The 25,706-nt window shown below is 44.3% G+C and carries 22 protein-coding genes; 11 read left to right on the plus strand and 11 right to left on the minus strand.

What is annotated here, in order from left to right; all coding sequences use genetic code 11:
- Positions 1 to 10: 10 nt before the first annotated feature.
- On the plus strand, positions 11 to 1,429 hold the full coding sequence (locus DFP81_RS17450; protein ID WP_115899171.1) for a Na+/H+ antiporter NhaC family protein: 1,419 nt from the start codon (positions 11 to 13) through the stop codon (positions 1,427 to 1,429).
- Entirely contained in the window at positions 1,426 to 2,142 is a 717-nt protein-coding gene (locus tag DFP81_RS17455) for an aspartate/glutamate racemase family protein (protein ID WP_115899172.1), read from the plus strand. Before DFP81_RS17450 ends, DFP81_RS17455 begins: the two co-directional genes overlap by 4 nt.
- 49 nt (positions 2,143 to 2,191) lie before the next feature.
- Here DFP81_RS17455 and DFP81_RS17460 read toward each other — a convergent pair whose 3' ends face one another.
- From DFP81_RS17460 to DFP81_RS17475, 5 genes are all read right to left on the minus strand, one after another.
- Positions 2,192 to 3,469, minus strand: coding sequence for an O-acetylhomoserine aminocarboxypropyltransferase/cysteine synthase family protein (locus DFP81_RS17460; protein WP_115899173.1), 1,278 nt, complete (start codon positions 3,467 to 3,469; stop codon positions 2,192 to 2,194).
- A 229-nt stretch (positions 3,470 to 3,698) separates the two neighbouring features.
- Positions 3,699 to 4,385: a hypothetical protein gene (locus tag DFP81_RS17465; protein ID WP_115899174.1), complete on the minus strand. Its 687-nt coding sequence runs from the start codon at positions 4,383 to 4,385 to the stop codon at positions 3,699 to 3,701.
- A 154-nt stretch (positions 4,386 to 4,539) separates the two neighbouring features.
- Complete coding sequence (locus tag DFP81_RS18535; RefSeq protein ID WP_281272050.1) at positions 4,540 to 4,674, minus strand: hypothetical protein; 135 nt, start codon at positions 4,672 to 4,674, stop codon at positions 4,540 to 4,542.
- Between the two features lies 1 nt (position 4,675).
- Positions 4,676 to 5,671, minus strand: coding sequence for a cytochrome d ubiquinol oxidase subunit II (cydB, locus tag DFP81_RS17470; RefSeq protein ID WP_115899175.1), 996 nt, complete (start codon positions 5,669 to 5,671; stop codon positions 4,676 to 4,678).
- Positions 5,671 to 7,086, minus strand: a complete 1,416-nt coding sequence (locus DFP81_RS17475; RefSeq protein WP_115899176.1) for a cytochrome ubiquinol oxidase subunit I — start codon at positions 7,084 to 7,086, stop codon at positions 5,671 to 5,673. The genes cydB and DFP81_RS17475 overlap by 1 nt, the downstream gene beginning before the upstream one ends.
- Before the next feature lie 402 nt (positions 7,087 to 7,488).
- Here DFP81_RS17475 and DFP81_RS17485 point away from each other — a divergent pair, with 402 nt between their 5' ends.
- Complete coding sequence (locus tag DFP81_RS17485) at positions 7,489 to 9,384, plus strand: sensor histidine kinase (protein WP_245959208.1); 1,896 nt, start codon at positions 7,489 to 7,491, stop codon at positions 9,382 to 9,384.
- Positions 9,385 to 10,752, plus strand: a complete 1,368-nt coding sequence (locus DFP81_RS17490; RefSeq protein ID WP_115899179.1) for a sigma-54-dependent transcriptional regulator — start codon at positions 9,385 to 9,387, stop codon at positions 10,750 to 10,752. It begins immediately after the preceding gene.
- Between the two features lie 133 nt (positions 10,753 to 10,885).
- On the opposite strand, the gene xseA is transcribed toward DFP81_RS17490, so the two are convergent.
- Positions 10,886 to 12,238, minus strand: coding sequence for an exodeoxyribonuclease VII large subunit (gene xseA, locus DFP81_RS17495; RefSeq protein ID WP_115899180.1), 1,353 nt, complete (start codon positions 12,236 to 12,238; stop codon positions 10,886 to 10,888).
- 94 nt (positions 12,239 to 12,332) lie between these two features.
- Here xseA and guaB point away from each other — a divergent pair, with 94 nt between their 5' ends.
- The 3 genes from guaB (at position 12,333) to DFP81_RS17510 (ending at position 15,987) form a co-directional block, all read left to right on the plus strand.
- On the plus strand, positions 12,333 to 13,799 hold the full coding sequence (gene guaB, locus DFP81_RS17500; RefSeq protein ID WP_115899181.1) for an IMP dehydrogenase: 1,467 nt from the start codon (positions 12,333 to 12,335) through the stop codon (positions 13,797 to 13,799).
- Positions 13,800 to 13,931: 132 nt separating this feature from the next.
- Complete coding sequence (gene guaA, locus DFP81_RS17505; protein WP_115899182.1) at positions 13,932 to 15,509, plus strand: glutamine-hydrolyzing GMP synthase; 1,578 nt, start codon at positions 13,932 to 13,934, stop codon at positions 15,507 to 15,509.
- Positions 15,510 to 15,648: 139 nt separating this feature from the next.
- Positions 15,649 to 15,987 carry a tyrosine-type recombinase/integrase gene (locus DFP81_RS17510; RefSeq protein WP_425453676.1) on the plus strand — a complete coding sequence of 113 codons (339 nt, stop codon included), beginning with the start codon at positions 15,649 to 15,651 and terminating at the stop codon, positions 15,985 to 15,987.
- A 26-nt stretch (positions 15,988 to 16,013) separates the two neighbouring features.
- On the opposite strand, the gene DFP81_RS17515 is transcribed toward DFP81_RS17510, so the two are convergent.
- The 4 genes from DFP81_RS17515 to DFP81_RS17530 form a co-directional block, all read right to left on the minus strand.
- Positions 16,014 to 16,457, minus strand: a complete 444-nt coding sequence (locus DFP81_RS17515) for a hypothetical protein (protein WP_115899183.1) — start codon at positions 16,455 to 16,457, stop codon at positions 16,014 to 16,016.
- Entirely contained in the window at positions 16,450 to 17,778 is a 1,329-nt protein-coding gene (locus DFP81_RS17520; protein ID WP_115899184.1) for an AAA family ATPase, read from the minus strand. Before DFP81_RS17520 ends, DFP81_RS17515 begins: the two co-directional genes overlap by 8 nt.
- Before the next feature lie 211 nt (positions 17,779 to 17,989).
- Entirely contained in the window at positions 17,990 to 18,922 is a 933-nt protein-coding gene (locus tag DFP81_RS17525; protein ID WP_115899185.1) for a sce7725 family protein, read from the minus strand.
- Positions 18,888 to 19,775 (minus strand): sce7726 family protein, encoded by an 888-nt coding sequence (locus DFP81_RS17530; RefSeq protein WP_147299462.1) that lies wholly within the window; start codon positions 19,773 to 19,775, stop codon positions 18,888 to 18,890. Before DFP81_RS17530 ends, DFP81_RS17525 begins: the two co-directional genes overlap by 35 nt.
- A gap of 28 nt (positions 19,776 to 19,803) precedes the next feature.
- On the opposite strand from DFP81_RS17530, the gene DFP81_RS18395 reads away from it, so the two are divergent.
- The 3 genes from DFP81_RS18395 (at position 19,804) to DFP81_RS17545 (ending at position 22,441) form a co-directional block, all read left to right on the plus strand.
- On the plus strand, positions 19,804 to 20,472 hold the full coding sequence (locus DFP81_RS18395) for a hypothetical protein (RefSeq protein WP_220343035.1): 669 nt from the start codon (positions 19,804 to 19,806) through the stop codon (positions 20,470 to 20,472).
- A gap of 95 nt (positions 20,473 to 20,567) precedes the next feature.
- Positions 20,568 to 21,011, plus strand: a complete 444-nt coding sequence (locus tag DFP81_RS17540; protein WP_115899186.1) for a DUF6932 family protein — start codon at positions 20,568 to 20,570, stop codon at positions 21,009 to 21,011.
- Positions 21,008 to 22,441 carry a helix-turn-helix transcriptional regulator gene (locus DFP81_RS17545; protein WP_115899187.1) on the plus strand — a complete coding sequence of 478 codons (1,434 nt, stop codon included), beginning with the start codon at positions 21,008 to 21,010 and terminating at the stop codon, positions 22,439 to 22,441. The genes DFP81_RS17540 and DFP81_RS17545 overlap by 4 nt, the downstream gene beginning before the upstream one ends.
- A 108-nt stretch (positions 22,442 to 22,549) precedes the next feature.
- Here the strand turns inward: DFP81_RS17545 and DFP81_RS17550 are convergent, their stop codons facing one another.
- Positions 22,550 to 25,141: an AAA family ATPase gene (locus DFP81_RS17550; protein ID WP_115899188.1), complete on the minus strand. Its 2,592-nt coding sequence runs from the start codon at positions 25,139 to 25,141 to the stop codon at positions 22,550 to 22,552.
- A 184-nt stretch (positions 25,142 to 25,325) separates the two neighbouring features.
- On the opposite strand from DFP81_RS17550, the gene DFP81_RS18275 reads away from it, so the two are divergent.
- Positions 25,326 to 25,502, plus strand: a complete 177-nt coding sequence (locus DFP81_RS18275) for a hypothetical protein (protein WP_181903131.1) — start codon at positions 25,326 to 25,328, stop codon at positions 25,500 to 25,502.
- Positions 25,503 to 25,706 lie beyond the last annotated feature (204 nt).

Here is a 25,706-nt window from a genome sequence, read left to right on the forward strand (position 1 = left end):
AGGACAAACAATGACAGAGCAAAAAAAGTTAACCTTCTATGGTGGGCCATGGGTTTCCTTCTTGCCCATATTAAGTTTTGTGGCCGTGGCTATTTATGTAGCAATCGCCCTTGATGAAGCCACTATACAAGGTATGTGGGTGGGGATTCTCGCAGGCCTATTAGTGACCTTCTTATTGGCTAAAGATAAATCGGTTTACACGGAAACCATTATGTCAGGGATGGCGAGTAAAGTGGCTATCGCTCCCGTAGCCGCTTGGATATTTGCCGGTATTTTCGCTACCGTACTGCGTTCATCCGGTTTAGTAGACGGCATTTTATGGGCAGCCTATCACACAGGAGCTACAGGGACGGCTTTTGTTGCCGTCAGCTTTATTGCTAGCGCACTTTTTGCTACTGCAGCTGGGACAGGCTTTGGCACCATAGCGGCAGGCATGGGAGTGTTATATCCAGCGGGAGTATTGCTTGGAGCTGACCCCTTGCTTATGGCGGGTGCGATTGTTGGCGGCGGAGCCTTTGGTGATAACTTAGCGCCTATTTCAGATACAACTATTTCATCCGCGGCAAGCCAAAACACCGACATTGGAGGCGTGGTACGTTCACGTTTAAAATATTCACTGGTTGCAGGTGCGATTACCTTAGTGCTGTTGGTGGTATTTAGCTTGCTGCAGAGCGGAGCGTCTGGGCGTGTTCCATATGAGCAATTGGCTGAGCATATGAATCCAAAAGGGTTAATTATGCTGCTTCCTGCGTTAGTCGCTATTTATGTAGCGATGAAAAAAGGTGATGTGATTTTTGCCACTAGCGTTGGCATTCTATTGGGAATGTTAGTCGCCGTACTGTCCGGCTTGAACACGGTAGAGTCCTTTATTTCAGTTAAGGATGGTGCCTTAATCAATGGCGTAGCAGGCTGGATGGCTGACCTGTCGATTCTTGTTTTACTGTTAGCTGGTGGTATTCGTCTGATGTTAGATGGCGGCGGCAGTGATAGGCTTATTGCGATATTGAAGAATCTAGTGCGAACCCCTAGAGGCGCTGAGGCATCTTCTGCCATATTGTCGCTTTTCTTATCTGCCATGATGAGTATTAATGCTCCTGCTATTTTAGCGGTGGGACTTTCTTACGCAAAGCCGGTCGGCGAGCGCTTTAAATTACATCCTTATCGTCGCGCCAATATTATCGATAGCATGGCCTGTACCCTAGTTTATTCTTTACCTTGGTCTGCTGCATTATTGTTTGCGTCGGGTTTATCCGTGAAAGCATCTGAGGCTTTTCAAGGCGTACCTCCATTAACACCGCTTGAAATGACCCCTTGGATTTTCTATGCCTGGGTATTATTAGCGGTAATGACATTTTCCATAATGACCGGCTGGGGACGACGCTTTATGGACGGCTCAGAAGAGCAAAAGGATGGGGAGGTGATGTCATGATGGATTTTGTTGTTAGAGCGAGAACCAAGATTGGCATTATTACTGGGTCAGGCCCAGACGCGGGTTTAGATTTGTGGCAGAAGGTATTGCGGGCTAATAAGCAGATGATAGGAGACCATTATAGAGGGGATCTTGATGCGCCTTTTGTGAGTATTATTTCTGAGCCTGTGCTGGGTCTCTCGATGGAACTTGAGAAAAACGATGCTCAGGTGTGGTCTGCCTTATCGGATGTGGCGAAAGAGCTAGATCGACAAGTGGATTACTATGCTATTGCCTGCAATACATTGAACTATTACCAATCCCAACTTGGTGCTCTGAGTCTGCGTGCTCAGTTGGTCTCTTTTAGTGAGGTGGTGAAGCAAAAACTGCTCGCTGATGGCATTCAAAAAGTTGCATTGTTAGGGGCTGATTCCGTGACCGATTTAGGTGAATGGTCCCCTTATCGGCAATTGACTGAAGTGGCGGAAGTAGAAATACCTAAGTCTGACGGAGGTTTGCATCAATTAATTTATGATGTAAAAACTTTTGGCGGCGAACGTAAGGATATTATCGATAGATTTTCTACCTTGGTAGAAGGGTTGGAAGCCGACATGGTGTTATTAGCCTGTACCGAGCTGCCTTTAATTCCCATTAAGAGTAAGAAGTCGCTTATCGATGTCACGGATCTTGTAGCTAATGAGTTAGCCAAGCTCTCTTTATCATCCTCGCGCTAACTATTAGGTCGCTTCATTGAAGCGACCTTTTTTAACACAGAAATTCTCGCTAAGCTGTTACCGCGTCCAACGCCTGGCTAATGTCTGCAATAATATCGTCTATATTCTCAATCCCAACAGAAATGCGAATCAAGTCGGTGCTGACACCTGCTTTGGTCAGTTCCTCTTCATTCAGCTGGCGGTGTGTTGTCGTGGCAGGATGGCAGGCTAATGATTTCGCATCACCAATGTTCACCAGTCGTAGCACCATTTGTAAGGCGTCGATAAATTGCGTGCCTGCTGCTAAGCCGCCTTTTATACCAAAACTCAATACGCCAGATGCCTTGCCGCTGGTAATACGTTGGCTCAAGGTGTGGTATGGGCTATTAGATAGACCAGCGTAATTTACCCAGTTTACCTTATCGTGATTCTGCAAATAAGTGGCTAATTTTTCCGCATTAGAACAATGACGTTCCATACGTAAGCCTAATGTTTCTAAGCCTTGCATGATCAAAAAGGCGCTGTGTGGAGACAAAGCAGAGCCAGTGTTACGCAGTGGCACCACTCGACAGCGACCTATGTACGCCGCAGCGCCAAGTGCTTCAGTATAAACCACATTATGATACGAAGGGTCTGGCTCATTCATCATTGGAAAGCGTTCTTTATTGGCGACCCAATCGAATTTACCTGAGTCGACAATCATGCCGCCAACTGTGGTGCCATGACCGGCAATGTATTTGGTTAGCGAGTGCACCACAATATGAGCACCTAACTCAAATGGACGACACAAAAATGGCGTCGCCACAGTGTTATCCACAATCAGAGGAATGCCGTGTTTGTTGGCGATGGCTGCCAGTGCTTCGATGTCTACAATATTGCCCGCTGGGTTGCCAATGGACTCACAGAAAATAGCGCGAGTATTTTCGTCAATAGCGGCTTCAAAACCGGCAAAGTCATCCGCAGAAATCATACGTGCTTCGATACCACGGCGCGGAAAACTGTGGGCAAAGAGGTTGTAAGTGCCGCCGTACAGTTGACTGGTACTAATGATGTTAGAGCCTACTTCACAAATACACTCAATCGCATAGGTAATCGCAGCCATGCCAGAGGCAACACCTAACCCAGCAATACCACCTTCCATAGCCGCAACACGCTGTTCAAGCACATCAGTAGTCGGGTTCATAATACGAGTGTAAATATTACCCGGTACTTTTAGGTCAAAAAGGTCTGCGCCGTGTTGAGTATCGTCAAAGGTATAAGACGTTGTTTGGTAAATGGGAACAGCGGCGGCTTTGGTGGTTTCTTCAGAGGTATAACCATGATGAAGCGCAAGAGATTCTAATTTCATTGTAAGCAATCCTAGTCTTATTATTGAAGGGATCTAACGACACCATATTAACGCGCGATGGCGTTGAGAAAAAACAAATATTGCTCATGGTATATGACCTTCTATTCAAACTTGGGTATTTAAATGAAGTATGTACACAAGAGCCTATATGAGGCGGGAACAATGCTGATAAAACGCGTCACCAAAAGCGGCTTAGGGTTAGGATTAGCATTGTTCACAAGGAAAGTTATTAGCTTTGAGGTAGAAGCGTCGCATCAAAGGACTCGTAATTCTCCAACACGCCAAACCAAAAAGAGGAACTGATCATCTTAAATTTGCGTTCAAGCTTGTCACTGGCTAATGTTTCTATTTGCCAAAGAATGCCAGAAGCTTGTGGGAAATCATCGCCATTGAGTTGTTCTTCATAAAGGCGATGCATCAAGCCATTTTCATCCAGTCCACATGATAATAAACGCACTAAATTGGCGGCTAGATCGCTATCAAGCTGCTCTAGATCGACGGCATTTTTAGCATGGACAGTGATGGTGAAATCGACACCAGTCGGTTGTGCAAAGGTGCCATTAAACGCACTACGTAATAAGCCATAGGCATTAAAGAACCGCTCATGGAATTGGCAGTCTGAGTATTCTTCCCATAATCTATCATCGGCCATTTCATGGCTCAACTGATCGATTTTACCGGCGGTTACATCGTCAGAAAAAAGTGATGTTAATACAACATTGGCCGCGTCGGCGGGAGGTAAATCGCTTAAAGACATAAGACACATGTCTTTAAGATCGGCATCGGTTAACTCTTCTAAGCCATCGTCCAATTCCATTTGGGTCATAAGCGTGAGGTATTGTGAACGACTCCAAGCATTGGGAATGGCTGAAATCTTGTGAAATGAATCTAGTTCAATAGAGAATTTTGCAGACATGTGTGCCTCCAATAAAAAAGTCGCAGAAACGTGACTTTGTAGTAGCCAAGCTAAACCGTATTGACTTTTTATACAAGAAAGCTGAGCGTAAAAGGAGCAACAGGCGATGAAAAAAGCGGCCCGAAAGCCGCTTTATTATTGACGCTCTATAACATTAAATAAACAGCAGTACTGCTAAGTTCATTACTCTTGAAATGAGCAAAAGACCGATAAAACCAACTAGGTAGAGCAGGCAGAACCATTGCCAAGGTTTCAGTTTATCGGCTTTGGCTTTGAGTGTTTTCCACATATTAGTAACCCTCCTGATAATCTTCGACTTTGCCGGCAAAAACTCGATATCCCCACAGCGTATAGATGCAGATGACGGGGATAAAGATACACACGCCTGGTAATAAGAATTGCAAGCTGGTGGTTGGCGATGCCGCTTGCCATAAGGTCAACTGGCGTGGGATTAAGTAAGGGAACACGCTAACGACTAACCCCGCTAAGCCCAACAAGAACAACAAAATACCACACCAGAAAGGGCGCGATTCATGGCGATGGTTGTGCAAATCCTTCCAAGACACAAAGGCCGCAATGGCACAAAAAATAGGCAAGGGTGCTAGGAATAAAAAGTGACTGTCAGAGAACCAGCGCGCTTTAATCTCAGGCTGAGTCAAGACGGTCCAAATACTCACAACTGCCATAGCGATCATCACCATGATCAACAAGACTTTAGCCAGTTTGGCTGCGTGTGCTTGGATCACTCCACGGGATTTCATGTACAAGTAGCATGCGGCTAACATAGCGTAGCCCGCCATCACGGCAAATCCAGTAAAGATGGTGAACGGCGTGATCCAGTGCAAACTAGACATGGCTTCACTGCCTTCAGGGATTCCTTGCACTATGGTGCCCAAGACTAAGCCTTGGCAGAATGCTGCCACCGCAGAACCTGCGCTGAACGCAAAATCCCAATAGGGGCGTGAACGATCAGACTTAAAGCGGTACTCAAAGGCTACACCGCGGAAAATCAACGAAAACAGCATCAGCATTAGTGGTATATAGAGGATAGACAATAGTCCAGCGTAAGCGGCTGGGAAGATGCCATATAACAAGGCGCCTCCCATCACTAGCCAAGTTTCATTGCCATCCCAAACGTGTGAAATAGACAGCATTAAGTGGTCGCGCTCCCCTGGCTTGTCAAACCAGGGGTATAAGATGCCAATGCCCAAATCAAAACCATCAAGGCAGACATACATGAAGATGCAGAATCCCAGTACTAAGAAATAAAATAAAGGTAAGTCCATTACTTCTCTCCCTCGTGATCTTCATGTTTCAAGTTTTTCACCCATGCCAAGGCATAGCCAGGTGCGTTCATACCAATTAGGTGTTTTTCCAGAGTCGCCATTTTAGGTGGCCCTTTACGAATCAATTTGCGCATAAAGTAGAGATACACAAGCGATAGTAAGAAGTAGATCACCCCAAACATGGTCAACGAAAACAGCACTCGCTCAGCAGGGAGAGGGGACACCACATCTGCAGTGCGAACTAGGTTATACACAACCCAAGGTTGGCGTCCTACTTCGGCCACATACCATCCGGCAATGGTGGCGACCACACCCATTGGCGTAAAGAAAGTCACCGCACGTAAGAACCATTTATTCTCATACAGTCTGCCTTTGCGGCGTAACACCAAGGCCGCTAGAGCGATGGCTACCATGCCCATACCAAGCCCAACCATCACACGGAATGACCAAAAAATTAATGGAACATAAGGACGATCTTCTTTTGGAAAAGCTTTCAAACCAGTTACTGAACCATCCATTGTATGGGTCAATATCAAACTACCCAGATGTGGAATTCCTAATGCGTAATCGTTCTCTTCAGTTTCCATATTAGGCATGGCAAACAAGAGTAATGGCACTTCGCTTTCTTGGGCTTCCCAAATGCCTTCAATGGCAGCCAGTTTTGCTGGTTGGTGCTCTTTCACTTCTAAGCCAGATTCATCGCCCACTTTGACTTGCAAGATAGTCAGCACTAAAAGCATCCACATGGTCATGGATAGGCCTTTTTTGGAGAAATTCATGTGCTTTTTCTTTAACAAATAAAACGCGCTTACCCCAGCGACTAACAATGAAGCTGTAATCATGGAAGCTAAAAACATATGAGTCAGGCGGATGGGGAAAGAAGGGTTAAAAATAACCTGCATCCAGTTGTCTACATGGAAAACGCCATCGACCATCTTGTAGCCCTGTGGTGTTTGCATCCATGAGTTGGCCGCCATAATCCAAGTAGAAGAAATCCAGGTGCCGATGGCGACAACCAGAGTCGAAACAAAATGGACTTTGCGACCGACTCGTTGCCAACCAAACAACATGACACCCAAGAAACCAGCTTCAAGAAAGAAGGCTGTCAGTACTTCATAGGCCAGTAGTGGCCCCAATACAGGTCCGGCGATTTCAGAAAATTTAGAAAAGTTAGTGCCAAATTCATAAGACATAACGATCCCACCGACCACGCCCATCCCAAAGGTGATGGCGAACGGTTTGATCCAAAACTTGGCTAACTGCAAATAGCGTGGATCATGGGTCTTTAGCCAGAGCCCTTCCCAGATAGCGATCAAGGTTGCCAAGCCAATGGTTATGCTTGGAAAAATAATATGAAAGCTGACGGTAAAAGCGAATTGAATACGCGATAGCATCGCTGAGTCAAAATGTTCCATAGTGATACCTAAGTAAAACAAAAGACGAGATGGAGTAGGGCAACACACGCCGCTCTACTCCTAGCCTAAGAGCGCCCTAAATTAAGACTTCTTTAGAAACAGCTGTTTAACGGCAAGAGGAGAAATGGCTAGGCAAAAAATGCTCGCCAGCGTGATGATTTCAGTCATAAAAGAGGCAGTATTCATGGTAAGTACCTTGTTAATTGCAGTGATATTGATGTAGATCAATTTATCTATGGCATTGCAAGGCAGAGGCCAACTTTTTATATTTTTTAAGTTGTTGATTTTTAAAGGTTTAAAAAATAACTTTGAATAAGCTGTCAACAAAGTTTACGATTGCAATCTCCTTCTGGTGTCAACGAGGTTTACAGTTTGGCGATATCTTTGATGTTTGAAGTGTCAATGTTAGTTTCTAGCGTGTGCGGCCTATTGGTGGCTACGTGGCTGCTTTGGCGCGCACAAAAGCAAGGCGAACTTCAGGCGCTGGCAGGCTTTGCCATTATGATGGCGATTTGGTGCTTTGGTCATGTGGCTCTGTTTCAGGGTTATCAACAAATGGGGATCCATATTATTTTGGCGAACCCATTAATGCCGACCTTCTTTTTGCATTTTGCTATTCGATTTGTCTATGCCGGTACGGTTAAAGAGCGATGGCTGAAGCGCTTGGCGCAGAAGCTGCCATGGTTTTACGTAGTGAGTATTGCGGTCGTACTGCAAAGCTGGTGGGTGGGAGCAGGGGCGGCAAGCCAAACATTAGACACGCGCTCTTTCTTTATTTTCACGGATGCCGGTGCCTTCAATCTGGCGTATACCATTTTGATGGGAATGCTTGCCCACGGCGTTCTGTTGTTTGGCTGGTATCGTCATACGGGCAATAAAAAGCGCTCTATTCTGGCCATGTTTGGGGTGGGTGCCTGGGGCTTGTTACTGGCCACCAGTTTTGTTTTTCCGTCTTTTGGCATTAGTTGGTTTCCTTACCCAATGCTGCTGTTGCCAACGTATTTGCTGTTGCTTGTGTATGCAGTAGTGCGTTATCAGATTTTGTCTGTCAATGCCTTTGCTAACCGAGCCTTACTGTGGCTGGCTATGATGTTGGTGATTCTATGCTTAATTTCTGTAATAAGCGTGGTATCAGGACGTGTTGGATTACAGGCTTTAGCCAATGTGCCTAGCTGGCAATTATGGCTCTACTCACTAGTGACCTTAGTCGTCTCGGCATTAATTTATCAGCCGCTAAATCGTTTGATTTCTCGTCTTATCTACCCAGGAGCGGTACTCAACGAAGGCGTTTTAGAGACCTGGTCAACACAGTTAAAAGATGCCCATGATTGGGCAGAATTGATTGAAGTAGGTGAGCGTTTACTCTCTTCTCAGATAAGGCAAAGCATAACAATAAAAGTAGAAAATCAGCATAAAGAAACACATCAAGAAAGCAGCGCATTGGCGCTTATTGTGAATCGTAATGAGCAAGGTTGGCACTCTGTTCTAGTGGGTTGGAATGACGCCAGCCCAGGTATGCGTTTAACCGCCGAAGTGTTTGGTTCTTTATTTTCGACTAGCTGTGGTTTGTTGGAGCGTTCTCTCGCTTTGGCGGTAGCTGAGCGGAAGCGCTTAGATGAGCAGCATCTTGTTGAGCTCGGCAGCTTATCGGCGGCGGTGGCCCATGAATTACGTAACCCACTCAACATTATTTCTATGGCAGCTTATGACGCGCCTGCAGAAACACGCCAGCATATTCAAACTCAACTGAAACGAGCAGACCGATTAGTCAGTGACATGTTGGTTTACTCTGGTGGGTTAGCTTTGCAGAAAAGTAAGGTGCCTTTGCATGCGCTGGTGGCGAGCATTGTGGCGCAATCGAACTTGGCTGACATTAAATGCCAGCTAGACATAGATGAAACCATCGAATTGACCGCAGATTATCAAAGAGTGCAGCAGGTGTTTGTTAACCTAATAGATAACGCGGTGGCGTTTTTGCGTAATCAAGCGGATGGCAAATTGGCCATTCAGGCACGAGTCAGTGCCGAGGCTGTGGTGATACAGGTGCATAATAATGGCCCTAAAATAGACGAAGCATTAACCGGTGAAGTTTTGTTTCAGCCATTTGTCACAAAACGTGCTGGTGGCAGCGGCCTTGGTCTTGCCATTGTACGGCGCATATTAGACGCTCACCAAGGTCGTATTTTGCATCGCTCTGATGCCGGCTGGCCTGTGACCTTTGAACTCTCTTTTCCTTTAGCTTCGTCGACTTCTCGCGACGAGACAGTGTCTGGCACAACGCCAGTAATAGGCAATTAAATGACGCAAAATAAAATTCTCTTAGTCGACGATGAACCTGCTTTTCGTGAATTAGCAAGCCGCTGGTTAGCGGGCCAAGATTATCAAGTAAGAACCGCAGGCAGCCTAGAAGAAGCGCGCCAGGCGATGGTAGGTTTTGATGCAGACTTGGTGCTGCTTGACCTGTCCATGCCGCCGCATTTTGACCCTCAAATTACACTGGAATCCATGGTGGACTTTGAGGGCCGCCCAGTGATTATTATTACCGGTCATGCGGACCGAGATTTAGCCTTAAAGGCCGTATCTCTAGGAGCTTGGGACTTTATTGCTAAACCCATCGACCCAGAAATGCTGGCCGTGGTAGTGCGTCGTGCCATTACCAAAACAACGTTAGAAAGGGAGTTGAATCAGCTTAAAAAAGCAGGCCAGTCTGCCTCAGGTGCCGCCGCTTATATTGGTCACTCTGCTAGCTCACAGAAGGTGCGAGCTTTGATCGAGCGTATTGCACCAACCGATGTGCGAGTGCTGGTCACGGGGCCTTCTGGTACCGGCAAAGAAGTGATTTCCCGCACTCTGCACGAGCTAAGTCATAGATCCAAAGCACCTTTTGTCTCGGTTCATTGTGGCGCGATTCCTGACGAACTGTTAGAAAGTGAACTATTTGGTTATGTGAAAGGCGCTTTTACCGGAGCAGAGAAAGACAAAGAAGGTCTATTAAGCCTGGCCAATGGCGGCACCCTGTTCTTAGATGAAATCGGCGAAATGCCTCTCACCATGCAGGTGAAAATGCTCCGTGTTTTACAAGAAGGTACCTTTTACCCTGTCGGTGGACGCGAGCAAAAACATATCGATGTGCGAGTCATATCAGCAACCAATGCTGACCTAGTGGAAAAAGTGCGAGAAGGCAGCTTTCGGGAAGATTTGTATTACCGGATCAAGGGCGTCAACATCGAGACACAATCCCTTGCCGAACGCCATGAAGACGTGCCCGTTTTGTTACAGGCTTTTCTCGCCAATTTGAGAGAGAAGCAAGACAAAACGTTGCAATTAAGCGCCGAAGCCATGCAATGGTTCCGTCAACAGGCTTGGCCAGGCAATGTACGTGAGCTGAAAAACGCCTTAGAAAGTGTCGCCTCGATCTGCCCTGCAGGGCATATCACCATGGACGATATTCATTTGCTGTACCCATCGACTGGCGCATATGCTGCCCCAGCCATAGGGACAACGCCTGACAGTGACGCCACCTTAGATGAACAAGTACGCGCACTGGAAATACGATTGATTCAAAAAGCCCTCGCCACAACCCAAGAAAACCGCACCCAAGCCGCAAAACAACTCGGTCTATCGCGCCAAGGCTTGATCAAGAAAATAGAACGATATGGGTTGTGAGGGCTTCTGGCTTATAATTTAAAGAAACCAACAGGTAAAGCGACTCTTCGCGCCTGCGCGTGGAGCGTACCTGTTGGTTCTGTTTAGGCGCCTAAATAAGTGCCTAGATAAGCGCCTAAAAAGAGAAGCCACATTAGCCGATGGCTTTCGTCCCCGCCACGGTACAGTCGATTTCCCCGTCTTGCACTCGAACCTTAATAGAGTCGCCTTTTTCTATCTCGTTGACCGAACGAATGACTTGTTTGTCTTTAGAGGCAATAGCGTAGCCACGCGACAAGGTATTGAGTGGGCTGACCAGGTTGAGCTTGTCGATGAGGCGAGCAAAGCTGGTTTGTTTGCTGGTTAGGGTGTTGTTTAATGCCAATGCTAAGCGCGCGTCTATATCGCGTAACTTTTCTTTGTTTTGCTCTATGCGTCGCGCGGGTGTGCTCTTTTGCAATCTGTGCTCAAGGTTTTGCGTTTTGACTTTGTGTTGTTGGATTGTCCGTTCAAGGCTCTGTTGCAAGCGGCGCTTGAGTTGATCCAATTGATTCTGCTGTTGATCGATACGCTCTTTAGGGTGACGAATACGCTTGATCATGAAGTCCAGCTGTTGCTGGCTTTGTTCCAAAATGCGCGACATACGTCGAGTGAGCTGGCTTTCTTGCTGGGTTATTTGGCGAATCAGCTGAGCCTTGTCAGGGCTTAATAGTTCAGCAGCGGCCGTTGGGGTGGCTGCGCGAACATCGGCGACAAAGTCGGCAATGGTAAAGTCCGTCTCATGGCCAACGGCAGAAACAATGGGTGTTGTGGCCTGAAAAATCCTGCGTGCTAGCGCTTCGTCATTAAAGCTCCATAAGTCTTCTAATGAACCACCGCCACGACCGAGAATAATGGCATCAAAATAACCGCTGTCATCGGCTCGGTTGAGCTGCTTTAAAATGTTCTTCGCCGCGTCTTGGCCTTGTACCAGTGAGGGCAGGATAGTTAACTCTGTCAGAGGGAAACGACGACGAAAAGCAATAATCATATCGCGTACAGCGGCGCCCACCGGTGAGGTAATGATGGCGACGCGCTCAGGTTGAACGGGCAGTGCCTTTTTGTGCTCAGGAGAGAATAGCCCTTCTGCTTGTAACGAGTTTTTTAATCGCTCAAAGGCTTGTTGTAAGGCGCCTTCGCCGGCAGACTCCATGCCTTCTACGCTGAGTTGACAATCACCCCGTGGGCCATAAAAAGTCACGCGAGCTCGTAGGCGTACTTTATCGCCATCTTTGGGCTGGAAGCGCACAGCACTGTTCTTGCTTTTAAACATAGCGCAACGGATTTGTGCTCGGTCGTCTTTAAGCGAAAAGTACCAATGACCCGAGCCAGGTTTGGCTAAATTGGAGATTTCACCTTCGACTAATATCCAAGGTAAGCTGGCTTCGAGAAGTTGTTGAATTTGTCGGTTTAGTTGCGAGACGGTAAATGCGGTTTCTTGTGCAGGGCTAGTTGTAAATTTTTTCATCAATCTCTCGTGGTTTTGATTTACCGAATGCGACTATTGGAGTAGAATTACTTGCCATCTTAACTCCCCTTGTTGGCATTGGAAACTCCCCATTATGTTACGAATCGTGCAAGAAGCTTTAACGTTTGATGACGTTTTGCTCATCCCCGGCTATTCCGAAGTTCTTCCTAAGGATGTTAGCCTTAAAACGAAAATCACAAAAGACATCGAGCTGAATATTCCGCTTACCTCTTCTGCGATGGATACCGTTACCGAACACCGCATGGCAATTGCTTTGGCTCAAGAAGGGGGCATAGGCATTGTCCACAAAAACTTGACCATCGAAGAGCAAGCGCAAGAAGTGCGTCGTGTTAAGAAATTTGAAAGCGGTATCGTTCGAGACCTTGTTACGATCAATCCTGAAGCCAGCGTTCATGAGCTAATGGCTTTGACTGCTGAAAACAATATTTCTAGCGTACCTGTTGTTCAAGGTACGGATCTAGTCGGTATTGTTACAAGCCGTGATGTTCGTTTCGTTAAAGATTTCGATAAGAGTGTTGCTGATATTATGACGCCAAAAGAGCGTCTAGTAACGGCACTTGAAGGCGCATCTGCTGGCTCTATCCGTAAGTTACTTCATGAAAACCGCATCGAAAAAGTATTGATCGTTAACGATCAGTTCGAACTACGCGGCATGGTAACGGTTACCGACTTCAATAAAGCAACGACTTACCCGAATGCATGTAAAGATGCAGAAGGCCGTCTACGTGTTGGTGCCGCAGTTGGTACTGGTGCGGACACTGGCGATCGCGTTAAAGCATTATCTGATGCTGGCGTTGATGTTATCGTTGTTGATACTGCCCACGGTCATTCAAAAGGCGTAATCGATCGCGTTCGTTGGGTAAAAGAAAACTTTCCTCACATCCAAGTTATCGGCGGCAACATTGCAACAGCAGAAGCGGCGATTGCATTGGCTGATGCGGGTGCAGACGGCGTTAAAGTAGGTATCGGCCCAGGCTCTATCTGTACGACTCGTATCGTTGCTGGTGTGGGTGTTCCACAAATCAGTGCGGTTGCGAACGTGGCAGAAGCGATGAACCCACGCGGCATTCCTGTTATTGCTGATGGTGGTGTTCGTTTCTCTGGTGATATCAGTAAAGCCATTGCAGCAGGCGCGAGCGTTATCATGGTAGGTGGCTTATTGGCCGGTACTGATGAAGCGCCAGGCGAAGTTGTATTGTTCCAAGGTCGTTCTTACAAAGCTTACCGCGGTATGGGCTCGCTTGGTGCGATGTCTCAAACTCAAGGTTCTAGTGACCGTTACTTTCAAGAGTCAAGCAGTGTTGAGAAGTTGGTTCCAGAAGGCATCGAAGGTCGTGTTGCTTCTAAAGGACCAATGGCGTCTGTTATCCATCAGTTGATGGGCGGCGTACGTTCTTCTATGGGTTACACTGGCTCTGCCGATATTGAGACTATGCGTACGAAAACACAGTTCTCAAAAATCACTGGTGCTGGTATGCGTGAAAGCCACGTTCATGACGTGACAATCACCAAAGAAGCGCCAAATTATCACGCGGGTTAATCGCGGATAAATTGTCAGCGAGATGGGGCGTATATTACGCCCCATCTTTATTTGATTGCTCTTACTATTATTCATTACTCTAGTGTCAAAAGAGAACGTCTTATTGAATTAGGGTGAAAGGACAGGCTAACAATGTCGCAAGATATCCACGCTCATAAAATACTTATTCTTGATTTTGGTTCACAGTACACGCAATTGATTGCGCGCCGCGTGCGTGAGATCGGTGTTTACTGTGAAGTCCGTGCTTTTGATATGGAAGATCAAGAAGTTATCGACTTCGATCCTAAAGGTATCATCCTTGCGGGTGGCCCTGAATCTGTGCCTGAGCCTGGTTCGCCACGCGTTCCTGAAGCTGTGTTCACCTTGGGTGTGCCAGTGTTTGGTATTTGTTACGGCATGCAAACCATGGCGGAACAGTTGGGCGGTAAAGTTCAAGGTTCTGAAATTCGCGAATTCGGCTATGCGCAAATCCGCAAACATGACGGCCCTGCGTTATTCGAAGGCATTCAAGACCACGAAGCAAACAATGGTGTTGCTATGTTGGATGTTTGGATGAGCCACGGTGACAAAGTAGTCGAAATGCCTCAAGACTTCGTTTTGATGGCGTCGACTGACAGCTGCCCAATCGCAGCAATGGCTAACGAAGCGAAAAAATTCTACGGTGTTCAATTCCACCCAGAAGTCACTCACACACTACAAGGCGGCAAGATCCTTTCTCGCTTTATCGTTGATATTTGTGGCTGTGATACTTTATGGACACCTGCCAACATTGCGACAGACGCGATCGAAAGAATGCGTGAGCAAGTGGGCGACAAACAAGTTCTACTCGCGCTATCTGGCGGTGTGGATTCTTCTGTTGTGGCGGCGCTATTGCACAAAGCCATCGGCGATCAATTGACGTGTGTATTCGTAGACAACGGCTTGCTTCGTTTACACGAAGGCGATCAAGTGATGAAGATGTTCGCAGACAACATGGGCGTTAAAGTCATCCGTGTTGATGCTGAAGACCTTTTCTTGGGCCGTCTAGCGGGCGAAGCTGATCCTGAGAAGAAGCGTAAAATCATTGGTAACACCTTTATTGAAATTTTCGATGAAGAGTCTTCTAAGCTGAACGACATTGAGTTCTTGGCGCAAGGTACTATTTACCCAGACGTTATCGAGTCTGCAGCGTCTAAAACGGGTAAAGCGCATGTCATCAAGTCTCACCACAACGTGGGTGGCTTGCCAGAAGACATGAAGATGCAACTGGTTGAGCCGCTACGTGAATTGTTTAAAGACGAAGTGCGTAAGCTAGGTGTTGCACTTGGTTTGCCACACGACATGGTTTACCGCCACCCGTTCCCAGGGCCAGGTCTTGGTGTGCGTATCTTGGGTGAAGTGAAAAAAGACTACGCCGACATTCTTCGTCGTGCGGACGCTATCTTCATCGAAGAATTGCGTCGCTCAGGTTGGTACGAAAAAACCAGCCAGGCTTTTGCTGTCTTCTTGCCAGTGAAATCCGTTGGTGTGGTAGGCGACGGCCGTCGTTATGAATACGTGGTAGCACTTCGTGCGGTTGAAACCATCGACTTCATGACAGCGCGTTGGGCTCACCTTCCATACGAATTGTTGGAAACGGTATCTGGTCGTATCATCAATGAGATCGAACACATCTCACGCGTGACTTACGATGTATCGTCTAAACCACCGGCTACCATCGAGTGGGAATAATTCAGCGCTAGGTAAGCCCTTGCACTGAACAGCAATAGACACTCTAAAGCCCGCTATCTAGCGGGCTTTTTTGTGTCTAACGGCCAAATAATTTGGCACTGTCTAGCAGCTTCAAGCACGGTTTGACCTGGGTATAGCGTTGAAGACCTTTGCTGGCGGCTCAGAATATGTTTTACCGTCTCACTACGACACCGACCAACCCATGAGTAACGCCACGATTAACCTGGTGCTGAAATACACCTTCCAGGCTGCCCAGAAAGATGGCATACCGATGGAAAAGTTCGGCCCACACGACCTACGCCGCACAGCAAGCACCTTGCTCCATGAAGCGGGCTATTATAACAGTGACTGGATTGAGAAATGCCTAGCTCACGAACAGAAAGGTGTTAGAGCCATTTACAACAAAGCCGAGTACCGCGAGCAGCGCGCGGCTATGTTGCAGGATTGGGCGGATATGATTGATGAGTGGGTTAGATAGTTATCAAGTCCGAATAAATATCCTTGTCAGGTATGTTTTTTTTCAGATATAGAAAATCTATGTAGGCTGTCTAGAAAAACAATATAAAATGTATTCTCAGATAGATATCCTGCTACCCTGGGAAGTCCCCCCATACCTTCAATTACACCCCATGCAACGTTTGCATCTACATAAGATGGGACAAAAAAATCTGACTTCTCAGGGAATCCAGACGAGTAAAGCTTGATTTGTTGTTGTGTGCAAGCTTCTGAACGGGTGAGTTTGGATAACTCATTTAATCTTCGCAGTAATATAGTGAGTAAAGACTTATTATGCCAAAGATCAAGGGTTTCGCATTTCCCTTTAGGTTGAGTTTGATCTAGGTCTTTGAAGCTAAATGTTAGTAGCTCTCTAGCTGCTATTACTTTCCGCTCATCCCTTGTCTCTTCTCTACGGTTTCGAGGAGATTTTTTGCTTCTATCTTTAGCCATTGAGCTTTTCTCCTAACTCGGAGATATCTTTGAATAGAGGAATCGCCCCATATTTACCCTGAAGGTAGTCTTTACTGTAGCTGTTTCCTTTTCTGGCATAGTGCTCTTTATATTCAACTAGTGAATAAAGTTCAGATTCATGTCGTTCATTTTTTTCGACAAACCAGATTTGATCTCTTCTAAATAACTCTTTAGTTAATAGGTTTGTGTCGTGACAAGTTAATATTATTTGGCTAGATCCGAAACTTTTCTTGTTGTATAAATCTATAATGAACTTGCAAAGTAAAGTATGGAATTTGTTGTCGAACTCATCGATTATGAGGATTTTATCATTTGCCATGACGTCATAAATTGGGCCGAGAAGATATATTAGCTTCTGAGTTCCTTCTGACTCCATAGATAAGGGTATTGAGTACATCTCTCCGTTACCCCCTTTTTTAACTACTTCGATACGCTTTTCTTTTATTTTGTTTTTTTCTAAAAAGCCTTCTAGTTTGCTAACAACATCTAGTAACTCTTCATTCTTAATGCTTTTGTTTTTTTTATTTATGGGGAATTCTTTATCAAACTCAACAATATTTATTGAGTCAATTTGAAATGATTTGAGGATATCTAAGGCCCAAGCTCTAAATGATTCGTCTTTCTCAAAGAGGTTGGTTGTGAAGTCTCTAAAGCCAAATTCTCTTAGTCCTGATATTGTATTAACCTTTTTGAACCAGTTAAATACAATGTTTGACTTTTCACCATCAAATTTAGCTAGAACTGAAACAAATGGGACAGAGGTTTTTGTCTTCTCAATTACTATCTCATCACCTTCTTTTCTTGTGAAGATTTTGGCTTCTGAGAAAGAGCGATTATTGAATTCTAAGGTTTGTTTTTTTCTATGAAATAATAGTGTTTCTCGAGACGACTTTGTCCAGTACAGCCATTCTTCATCTATGCTGTCATTTTCAATGGAAATTCCATACCTGTATAGGTTTCCTTCAGCAAGAAAGCTGACCTCAAATTCACTTGGGAAGTCAAAAAAATCCTTTTTAAGTAAAAATGGGATAATATTCGATGTTGTCTCGTCACTATTTGTGTCAAGTGACCTAACCAAAAGTGATTTTAGTGCACCAATTGCCATGACTACGTTGGATTTCCCGGAACCATTTGCTCCAAAGATTGCGGCACTTTTGAGTATCTCTTTTATTCCAAACTGATTGATCTCATAGGTGTTATCTAGTTCTACACGCTCTTTAGTAGATGTAGATGCAACCATACTGAACTCTTGCATCTGATTAAATGAGGTGAAATTTTGAACTGAAAAGTCTACTAACATACCTTGGATTCCTAAATTTAGGTGTTTACTAAGGCTGAATCTATCACTTATGTTTAATTTTTGCAAAAAATTAACATTTTTTTGCTCTTAGTGATGTGTTTCTTTTGCGATTGAGCGTAGATGGGCCTGTCATGGCTGAGTTGTGCTTCCAAAGACTTGGTAAAATTCATAGGAGGCACCCATTTAAGATGCTCCCTATGATTAAGTCTAGCTAAAGAAAATTAGCGATTGTTTCAATATGGTGCATCATACTTAACTTCTTAGGCACAGCTAGTCCTGGGTAGCTTCGGTTTTGATGTATATTTATGTACTCTTGAAAACCTAAAGTGTTTTGATCAATGCTTGGCTTTGCATTTGCGAAGTCAATCATTTCCTGCAGTGCTTCTTTAAATTTACCTGCAGGGTCACTCTGGTCATTAGGATTTTTAATTGACAAGCTATGTTTCACATACATGTTTTTATTTGAGTTATCTATGAATGTGATATGGATAGCAATAACAAAAGCTGGCCCACCAGATGTTGACCAAACATTATCAATTGTTAAGAAGTCTCCAAAGCCAATTTGGTGCTGAATCAAAGGCTGCTTAAAAGTCAAATGAGCATCTGAGAAGAATTGCGGGGTTCTACTATAGTCTGCGTTACGCTTTTTTGATGGAAATGAACTTTCAATAATGACGCTATTTGGAAGGGAATTACTGAAAGAATGAGAGTAGCTAGTAATACCCCGAATTATATTTGCTACTGATCTTGATGTGTAACTATTTATGTTTGATGGTATGTCTTCTTCTATTAGTAACGAAAAAGATATTTCATCTGATGCCAGCTGCTGCAGAAGTTGTTGGGTGTGCGCTAGGTTCTGGTTGCTTATCCTAATACACGGGATGAAGGATACAGAGTAATTATTTGAAATTTCAGTATACAACGAATCAGGAGAATCGCTTGCAAGATCCCCTACTTGAGGGTTGACTATGATGTGGGGGGTTACTGAATGGTTATTTAATACCTCAACAGCAGAGCATAGTCTCTTAATATCATCGGTTACAGGCTCAATGATCGGACGAACTTTTTTAGGGTTAAGTCTAAGAGCGACTTCTTTTAGGGCCAGAAGCTCATACTGTTTGCCCCTCATGTATGGGAAGTACATTACACATCTCCTTGTTCAAATTATTTAAACGCGATAAATAAAATAAGATAGAGTCCTTTTCTTTTGTGTGAATATTATAACTAATTCCAAGGTTTTTCATTGATCTTGGTAGCCGACTCACGAAGTTATGATCATTTTTCCTATAACGCTTAAGAACCTTTTTAAAATACTCGTTTGCATCCGCATTATTGGCGTTGCAGAATATTTCCTTACACTGGCTGAATAGGTCTGTTGGAGAGCATGATGGTATATAGCCAATAATAAGTTTTGCAATCTCAGTATATTCTTCTTTTCGCAGTGTGTGGAACATTAAATCGGTATCAAAATTTGTGTTTAAAGGGGCTTCAATTTTTCGGCTTAGCTGCTTTCTTTCGTTTAAAATTAATATCCCAAACTTAGGCATAGACTCATGTATTTCGAGTAACTTGGCAAGGTGTGTCTCGTGAGTCACTACGTATGTTTTATCAAATGATGAGGTATAAGAGAGAAGCTGCTCTGGAAGCCGTTTTAAAGAATCAAATTTTGTTTTTATTTCATAACAGGTTGAATGGCCATTGATGATTACACAATCAGCTTTGCTTGAGCCGATTCGTAACTCACTTAACATGCTTGCAGTGTTAAGTGAGTGAGTCCCCAACAATATATTGTTAGCAATTATATTCTTTACCACATATTCATTCGGATAATGCTTACATAGCAATTTATAGGACTCTTCGAATATATCATGAAGAGTCTGTGCAGCTTTCAACGAAGGGAACTCACTGGTGATCCTTTGCACTAGCTCAAGGTCACCTGCAGCGACCTTTGAGATATTTGAGCTGGTAAAAATTTTTGCGAGCTGCCTGTAATTCATTGCTTCATACCATAGTGAGCTCCTAGAAATGCTCGTTACTAAATATACATTTCAGTCTAGGACACCAAATTCCAAATTACGACCCATAAAGGCTCAACCCCATCAAACATCATATCAAGATGAATTCTTTTCTGATACAGGTGAAACGCCTTTTGCTCAAGCCGCTGGCTTCTCTGGCGGCGAGTATCACGCTCCTGGTGAAGAATCTGTGCCTGAGAGTAACAGCGAAACCACTTCCAGCGAGCAGGCTCATACATCAAGTGGCTTTGTGGCTAGTGCGGCCAACGCGGGCCGAGTGGCTGCCGGTACCGCATCAGCACTTGCCAGAGGTATGGGTTCTAAAGCAATGGGTGGTTTCCAGAACAAAGTCAGCCAAACCGCCGGTGGCCGTTTGGCCTCATCTATCCGCGAAAGCATGGACACAGGCAGTGATTCGATGGGAGACCAAGAAGAGGAAGGCTCCAGCGATGGACTATCGCCATCTTTCGGCGGCCAAGAAGGCTGGATAAACCAAAGCGGTGGTTTTAGTGAGCTATCTGAATCAGACCAAGAAGAAGCTCGCCAGGCCCACGCCGACAGGCAAGAACGCGACCCTGAGAAACACACGTTTGATGTAGAGGATTACGTTGACTACGCCCAAGAGAAGCAAAGGGAACGGAACGAAGAGATAGCGAGTTTTGTGGGGAGGAACCGTTGAGTTGGTTACATATGACAACAGGTAAACCTATTGACTTAGGTTGCTTACTTAGGTAAAAGAGCTAAACTTTTATTACACAACAATAAAGTTGGGTTATGATTCCGGATTTTAATGATAATGGTAATCTGCCAGCAGGCATTCATTACTGTTCCGCTCAGGAGCTCTTCGGCCGATTCGGCTATAACGCTAAAAGAGCGTGGCTACTAGACGGGCTTAGCTTGTTAATTAAAAACTTAGAAGCTGCAGGATGCACTCTCATTTATGTCGACGGTAGTTTCGTGACGGAGAAGGAGTTTCCTGGCGACTACGATATGGCTTGGAGTATTGCAGGTGTTGATCCCAGTAAGCTTGATCCCTGTTTACTACTCTCATCGGATAAAGACCGAGACGAGATTGAGCTTAGATATAGAGGCGATGTTTTTCCTGCAGAAATCCCCGAAGGTCGAAGCGGAAAGACCTTCCTTAATTTTTTTCAAGAAGATAAGAATACAGGTGAAAAGAAAGGGATTGTGGCAATTAAAATTGGAGGTAAGCAATGATTAAGAACTCAAAACAACTAGCTCTTACGCGGAGTAAAGTTAGAGATTTTGATGCTGCTATCCAAGAAATCGGTGAAGGCAGTAGCGATATTCATCCTCTGTTAATGCAGGCTCAAAAAAATGCTCTTATATTTCAAAGAGATGATTTGGTGCGTGATATTGAAGAGTACGAACAGCTTCTTTCTGGTGAGTTTGCTGTTTTTGATGTCGATAACATCGCCGACTTACCAAAAGCCCTTATTCGGTCAAGAATCTATCTAGGTCTAACGCAAAAAGACTTAGCAGATAAGCTTGGGATGAAAGAGCAACAAATACAGCGCTATGAAAACTTAGAATATTCTTCTGCGAGCTTTTCGACCTTGCTATCAGTGATTAATGCTTTGGATTTAAAGGTTACTGAGGATGTTTTTTTACCAAAGGCGTCAAGAACGCAAAACCTTTTAATTAGTAAATTATCCGATGCGGGCCTAGATAAAGCCTTTATTGAAAAGCGTATTGCTCCAAGAGATATAATCAATTTTGATTGTGATACTTGGGTTGATCGTGTCTGTGAGAAGGTTAAAGCTATCTTTGGATGGAGCAAAGAGCAGCTATTAGGAGATGAGTCACTATCGATGGGACGTGATGGGGCTTTAGTCGCTAGGTTTAAAATGCCTGCAAGTGCTAATCAACAATATGCAAGTGCGTATACTCAGTATGCCTATACTGTTGCAAGATTAGCTGCTAAATATTTTGATAAACCAAAACTTAAACTTTCGGATGATCCTTATGTTGTTAGACAAGAGGTGCAAGAGAAGTATGGTGATCTTAGCTTTGAATCTCTTTTATCCTATGTATACAGTAAGGGCGTTATTGTATTAGGGTTGAATGACTCTGGCGCGTTCCATGGTGCTACATGGAGAATTGAAAGTCGAAATGTAATAGTCGTTAAGCAAAAGACTTCACACTCCTCTCGTTGGTCCTTCGATCTATTACATGAGTTTTATCATGCTACGCAAAAGCCTAGCTTGTCAGAGTTCTCTTTGATCGAGCTCAGTGAAACTAGTGATGAAAGACGGTTAGATGCTGAAGAACTGGAGGCAAACGTATTTGCTTCAAAAGTTCTTTTGGGCCTAGACGCTGAGGAATACGTACAAGAATGCTTTGCAAATGCTAAAGGGAATATCGCTTGGCTGAAAAATTCTGTCATTCAAGTATCTAAAAAGTATGACCTAGATTGTGGTGTATTGGCTAATCAGGTTGCCAACGAGCATGATATTATGGAGAGGAAAGCAGGAAGGAAATCCACTTGGTGGGGAACTGCCCATAACTTGCAGAGCAACAATTCTAGTCCGCGAGAAATATGTAATTCAATTCTTAAAGAAAACATCTCGGTAGAGTCTATGAATGATTTCGATCGAGAGTTCTTTGAACAGGCTATATATAACTAGGCCAGGATTTTTATTGCAAAATCCTTTAAAAATATACAGTTATATAGATAGTTAAAGCCCGCTTATCAGTGGGCTTTAACTTATTTAATAGACATTAGTTTATGTCTTCTAGGTTCTTTTTCGATTCTGTTGTAACTCGTCGAGAAAGTCTTGAATAGCTTTTAAATCAGACTCGATTTCCTCAATTGTTGGGTATGGGGTCCCCATAGCAGGAGCACTGTCGTGGCCTGTAAAATAAGTACTACACTTACTCATCGCATTATCAACTACTGAAATATCTGCAGCGGATATATCAACAAGGCGTGACAGGCGTTGCGTATAAACTCCGCGCTCAAACCTATTGACTACCTTATTTAGTAGTTTCTCTTCCACTAGACGCTCCCATGCCTCTCTTAATAAGCCATAGAATCCCTGAGTTTCTTGGCGAAATACTGTTTCAGTATCTTCGAGATAAGTCTTCCTTAAGTCTCTCAACTTTGTATTTAAGCGCTTTATCCGTTTGGAGGTAGTAAGTGCTTCCCATGGGGCACTATCCCTTACTATTCCTGAATATTGCCTTGATCGCTCTAACGTGAGACTTGAATGCAATGCATTATGAATCTCGGCCTGTTCGAGTAAAAGCTTGAAGAATACAATGTCATGAGTGAATACTATTACCTGCCTCGAAAGAGACTCTTTGACGAGTCTTGCGGCTACTTTGCTACTCCACTGATGACTTAAAGAGTTTACTGGATCATCAAATACAATGGCAGAAAGACGTTTATCTGCTTTCATCTCAGCTAAGAATGCAGCTATAGCAATGCATCTCTGTTCGCCCTCACTCGCGACCTTAGCAACGATTGGCTCACCAGAATTTGCTATTGATAGTTTAAATTGCTGATGACCACCAGAGTTCCTTGTCTGTACATTTACAGAGAACCTAGTGAATCCGAACTGTTTTAGTTCGTTGCTAAATGCCTCAGTAATCGGTTCTATAACACCTTGCTGATAGATTGTAGAGGAAAGGTCTGAAACTCTACGGGTGTTGCATTCTCTTTTTATCTCACTCAACTTATCTACAATTCTATACTGGCGAATGTTTTGAAGTATTGGGTCGCTATTTTCAAGAATGTACTTTTTGTCTATGAACTCCTGTAAGAGAGCCTCTTTTTTATTGATAAGGTTAGTTAGGTCCTGGTTCGTCTTAACTTGTGCTATTTGCTCGTTTAAGTGTTGAATCAGTGCGGCTATGTCGGTAGTTGAGGATACATCTAAGCTCGATTGAATGTCGGGTAATTCTAAGGATGTTGTAAACAACTTCTGTCGTACTTTGAGCTCTTCAAACAGGGATGTAATTCTGTCTTTGATACCTGGCTTCAGTTTATTAGCATCTTCTAGCCCGGCTTTGTAATCTTCTAAGCTAAGTGTCTGTGATGAAATCATTCTTAGCGCATTATTAAAGTCGTTATAAGCAGCTGCTGCATCCTTAGCAGCATTATCAGCTAAGAACTTGTTCAATAAGCCTAGTCTTTCGCCGCTGCTTTCTGATATCTCTTGAAGACAAAGAGGGCAATAGTCACCCTCGATGGGTGGAAAGTGGTTGGAGTTTGGTTCACTTTCTATGAATGTTCTCGCCGCACGCCACAGATTTTGCCAGTTTATGCCTGTTACGGATTCTAAAGGTAAGCCTTTCAGGGTGGCTTGCATTATTTGGTCGGCAGCCCTTTGTTTTGTAATGTAGTCCTTCTGTAGCTCTTTTAGCCTATCAAAAGCCTTATCTCCCAAATATCTGAGGGTATTGAGCATAAACCGTTGAAGCGGTTCTACGGTAAGCAGCTGTTGATTCAGGTTTGTTCTTAAACTTTCGGGGGTCTGAAGCTTATCTTTTGCTATTTCTTGTCGTAAAGGCTCTATATATGCAAGCTCTTCCGCCGTTGCTTTGAGAGCGTGTACATCATCTTCTTTCGTGTTTGATGATATATTTGCGAGAAATTGTGATACATAAGTGCCTGATTGTAACGGTCGTATCTGAACGAGCCCCTGGCCAGATTTTAAATCCTTATCGACCGCATCTCTTACATACGAAATGGTCTTTGTTAATTCCGTTAATAAATTCAAACCTGATGGCTTGAATCCTAAAACATCTTCTTTGTTAACGTAATGGTGAGAAGATTCGGTATCGAAAACTCTGATAGCTTTTAAAGATTGGATACTTGAAGAGTTTGAAGTCCAGTGGTGCTGCTCGTTTCTGCCATTAACAAGTAAGCTAAGAGTGGCACTAGGTAAAGAGTGAGGGCTCGGCTCGAATACATTCCCTAATATTTGGGGAAATGTTCCACGAGTAAGACATGCATGCTTCATTATACTGGAATAACTGGACTTTCCCGCTCCATTATCGCCATACACAATGAATAGACCTTCTTGGGATAAATTAAGCGTTTGGTCCGCAATGAGTGAACCAACCCCGGTGACATTAGACAAAGAGAGCAATTTCACTTCCTCTTGCTCACTTGTATGCCCGGTGAAATCTATTTGTTGATCAGTATAGGGGGGAGTAATTCCTGTTACGCTTTCTAATTTATGCTCAATTCGAGCCATTTTATAGATATCTGCTAAGTCTTTCTGTTCTAACTCTCCGTGATCGAGAGCAAGCTTGATGCTATGCTTCCACCAGTTTGGTTTGTCTTGAATCCATGCTTGAATTTGCTCTATAGGCGTCACTTTTCTCTCCTTTCCTTGTTTTACTTGCGAGTAAAAATAGTGCTACTTGCATTGCTAAGCATAAAGATACTATGTTTTTGTTTAACTACGCTTACTATTAATGTGAAGGGTAGATTTACCTCATTGGTTCCTTCAGCCAGGATGAAAGGTGCTTTGAGAGGAGACAACGAGTGGGAAGTGATGAATGCTTGTGTATCAATTAACAGATGAAGAGCGTAAGGAGCTCCGTCGTGACATGGCTGAGTCCTCTGCTTGGGCACGTGCTGAGTTGAAGCGTCGCCGGGAAGAAAAGGCGAAACAAAGCGCTGAACATGGTACTAATAATGGTACTACTACAGAGCCAAGCCCCAAACAGCCGTAGTTAAAGGGCTTGCGGCCCTCATTGACGATAGAGTGGGAATAATTCAGCGCTAGGTAAGCCCTTGCACTGAACAGCAATAAACACTCTAAAGCCCGCTATCTAGCGGGCTTTTTTGTTTGCCCAGCGAAGCTGGCAAACCCGTCAGGTTGAAAGAAACCTGTCTTACCCCGACTGAGGGGAAGAGAATCCGAATCGCAAGGGCGT

It is taken from the genome of Marinomonas pollencensis (assembly GCF_003387375.1).
Classification (GTDB): Bacteria; Pseudomonadota; Gammaproteobacteria; order Pseudomonadales; family Marinomonadaceae; genus Marinomonas; species Marinomonas pollencensis.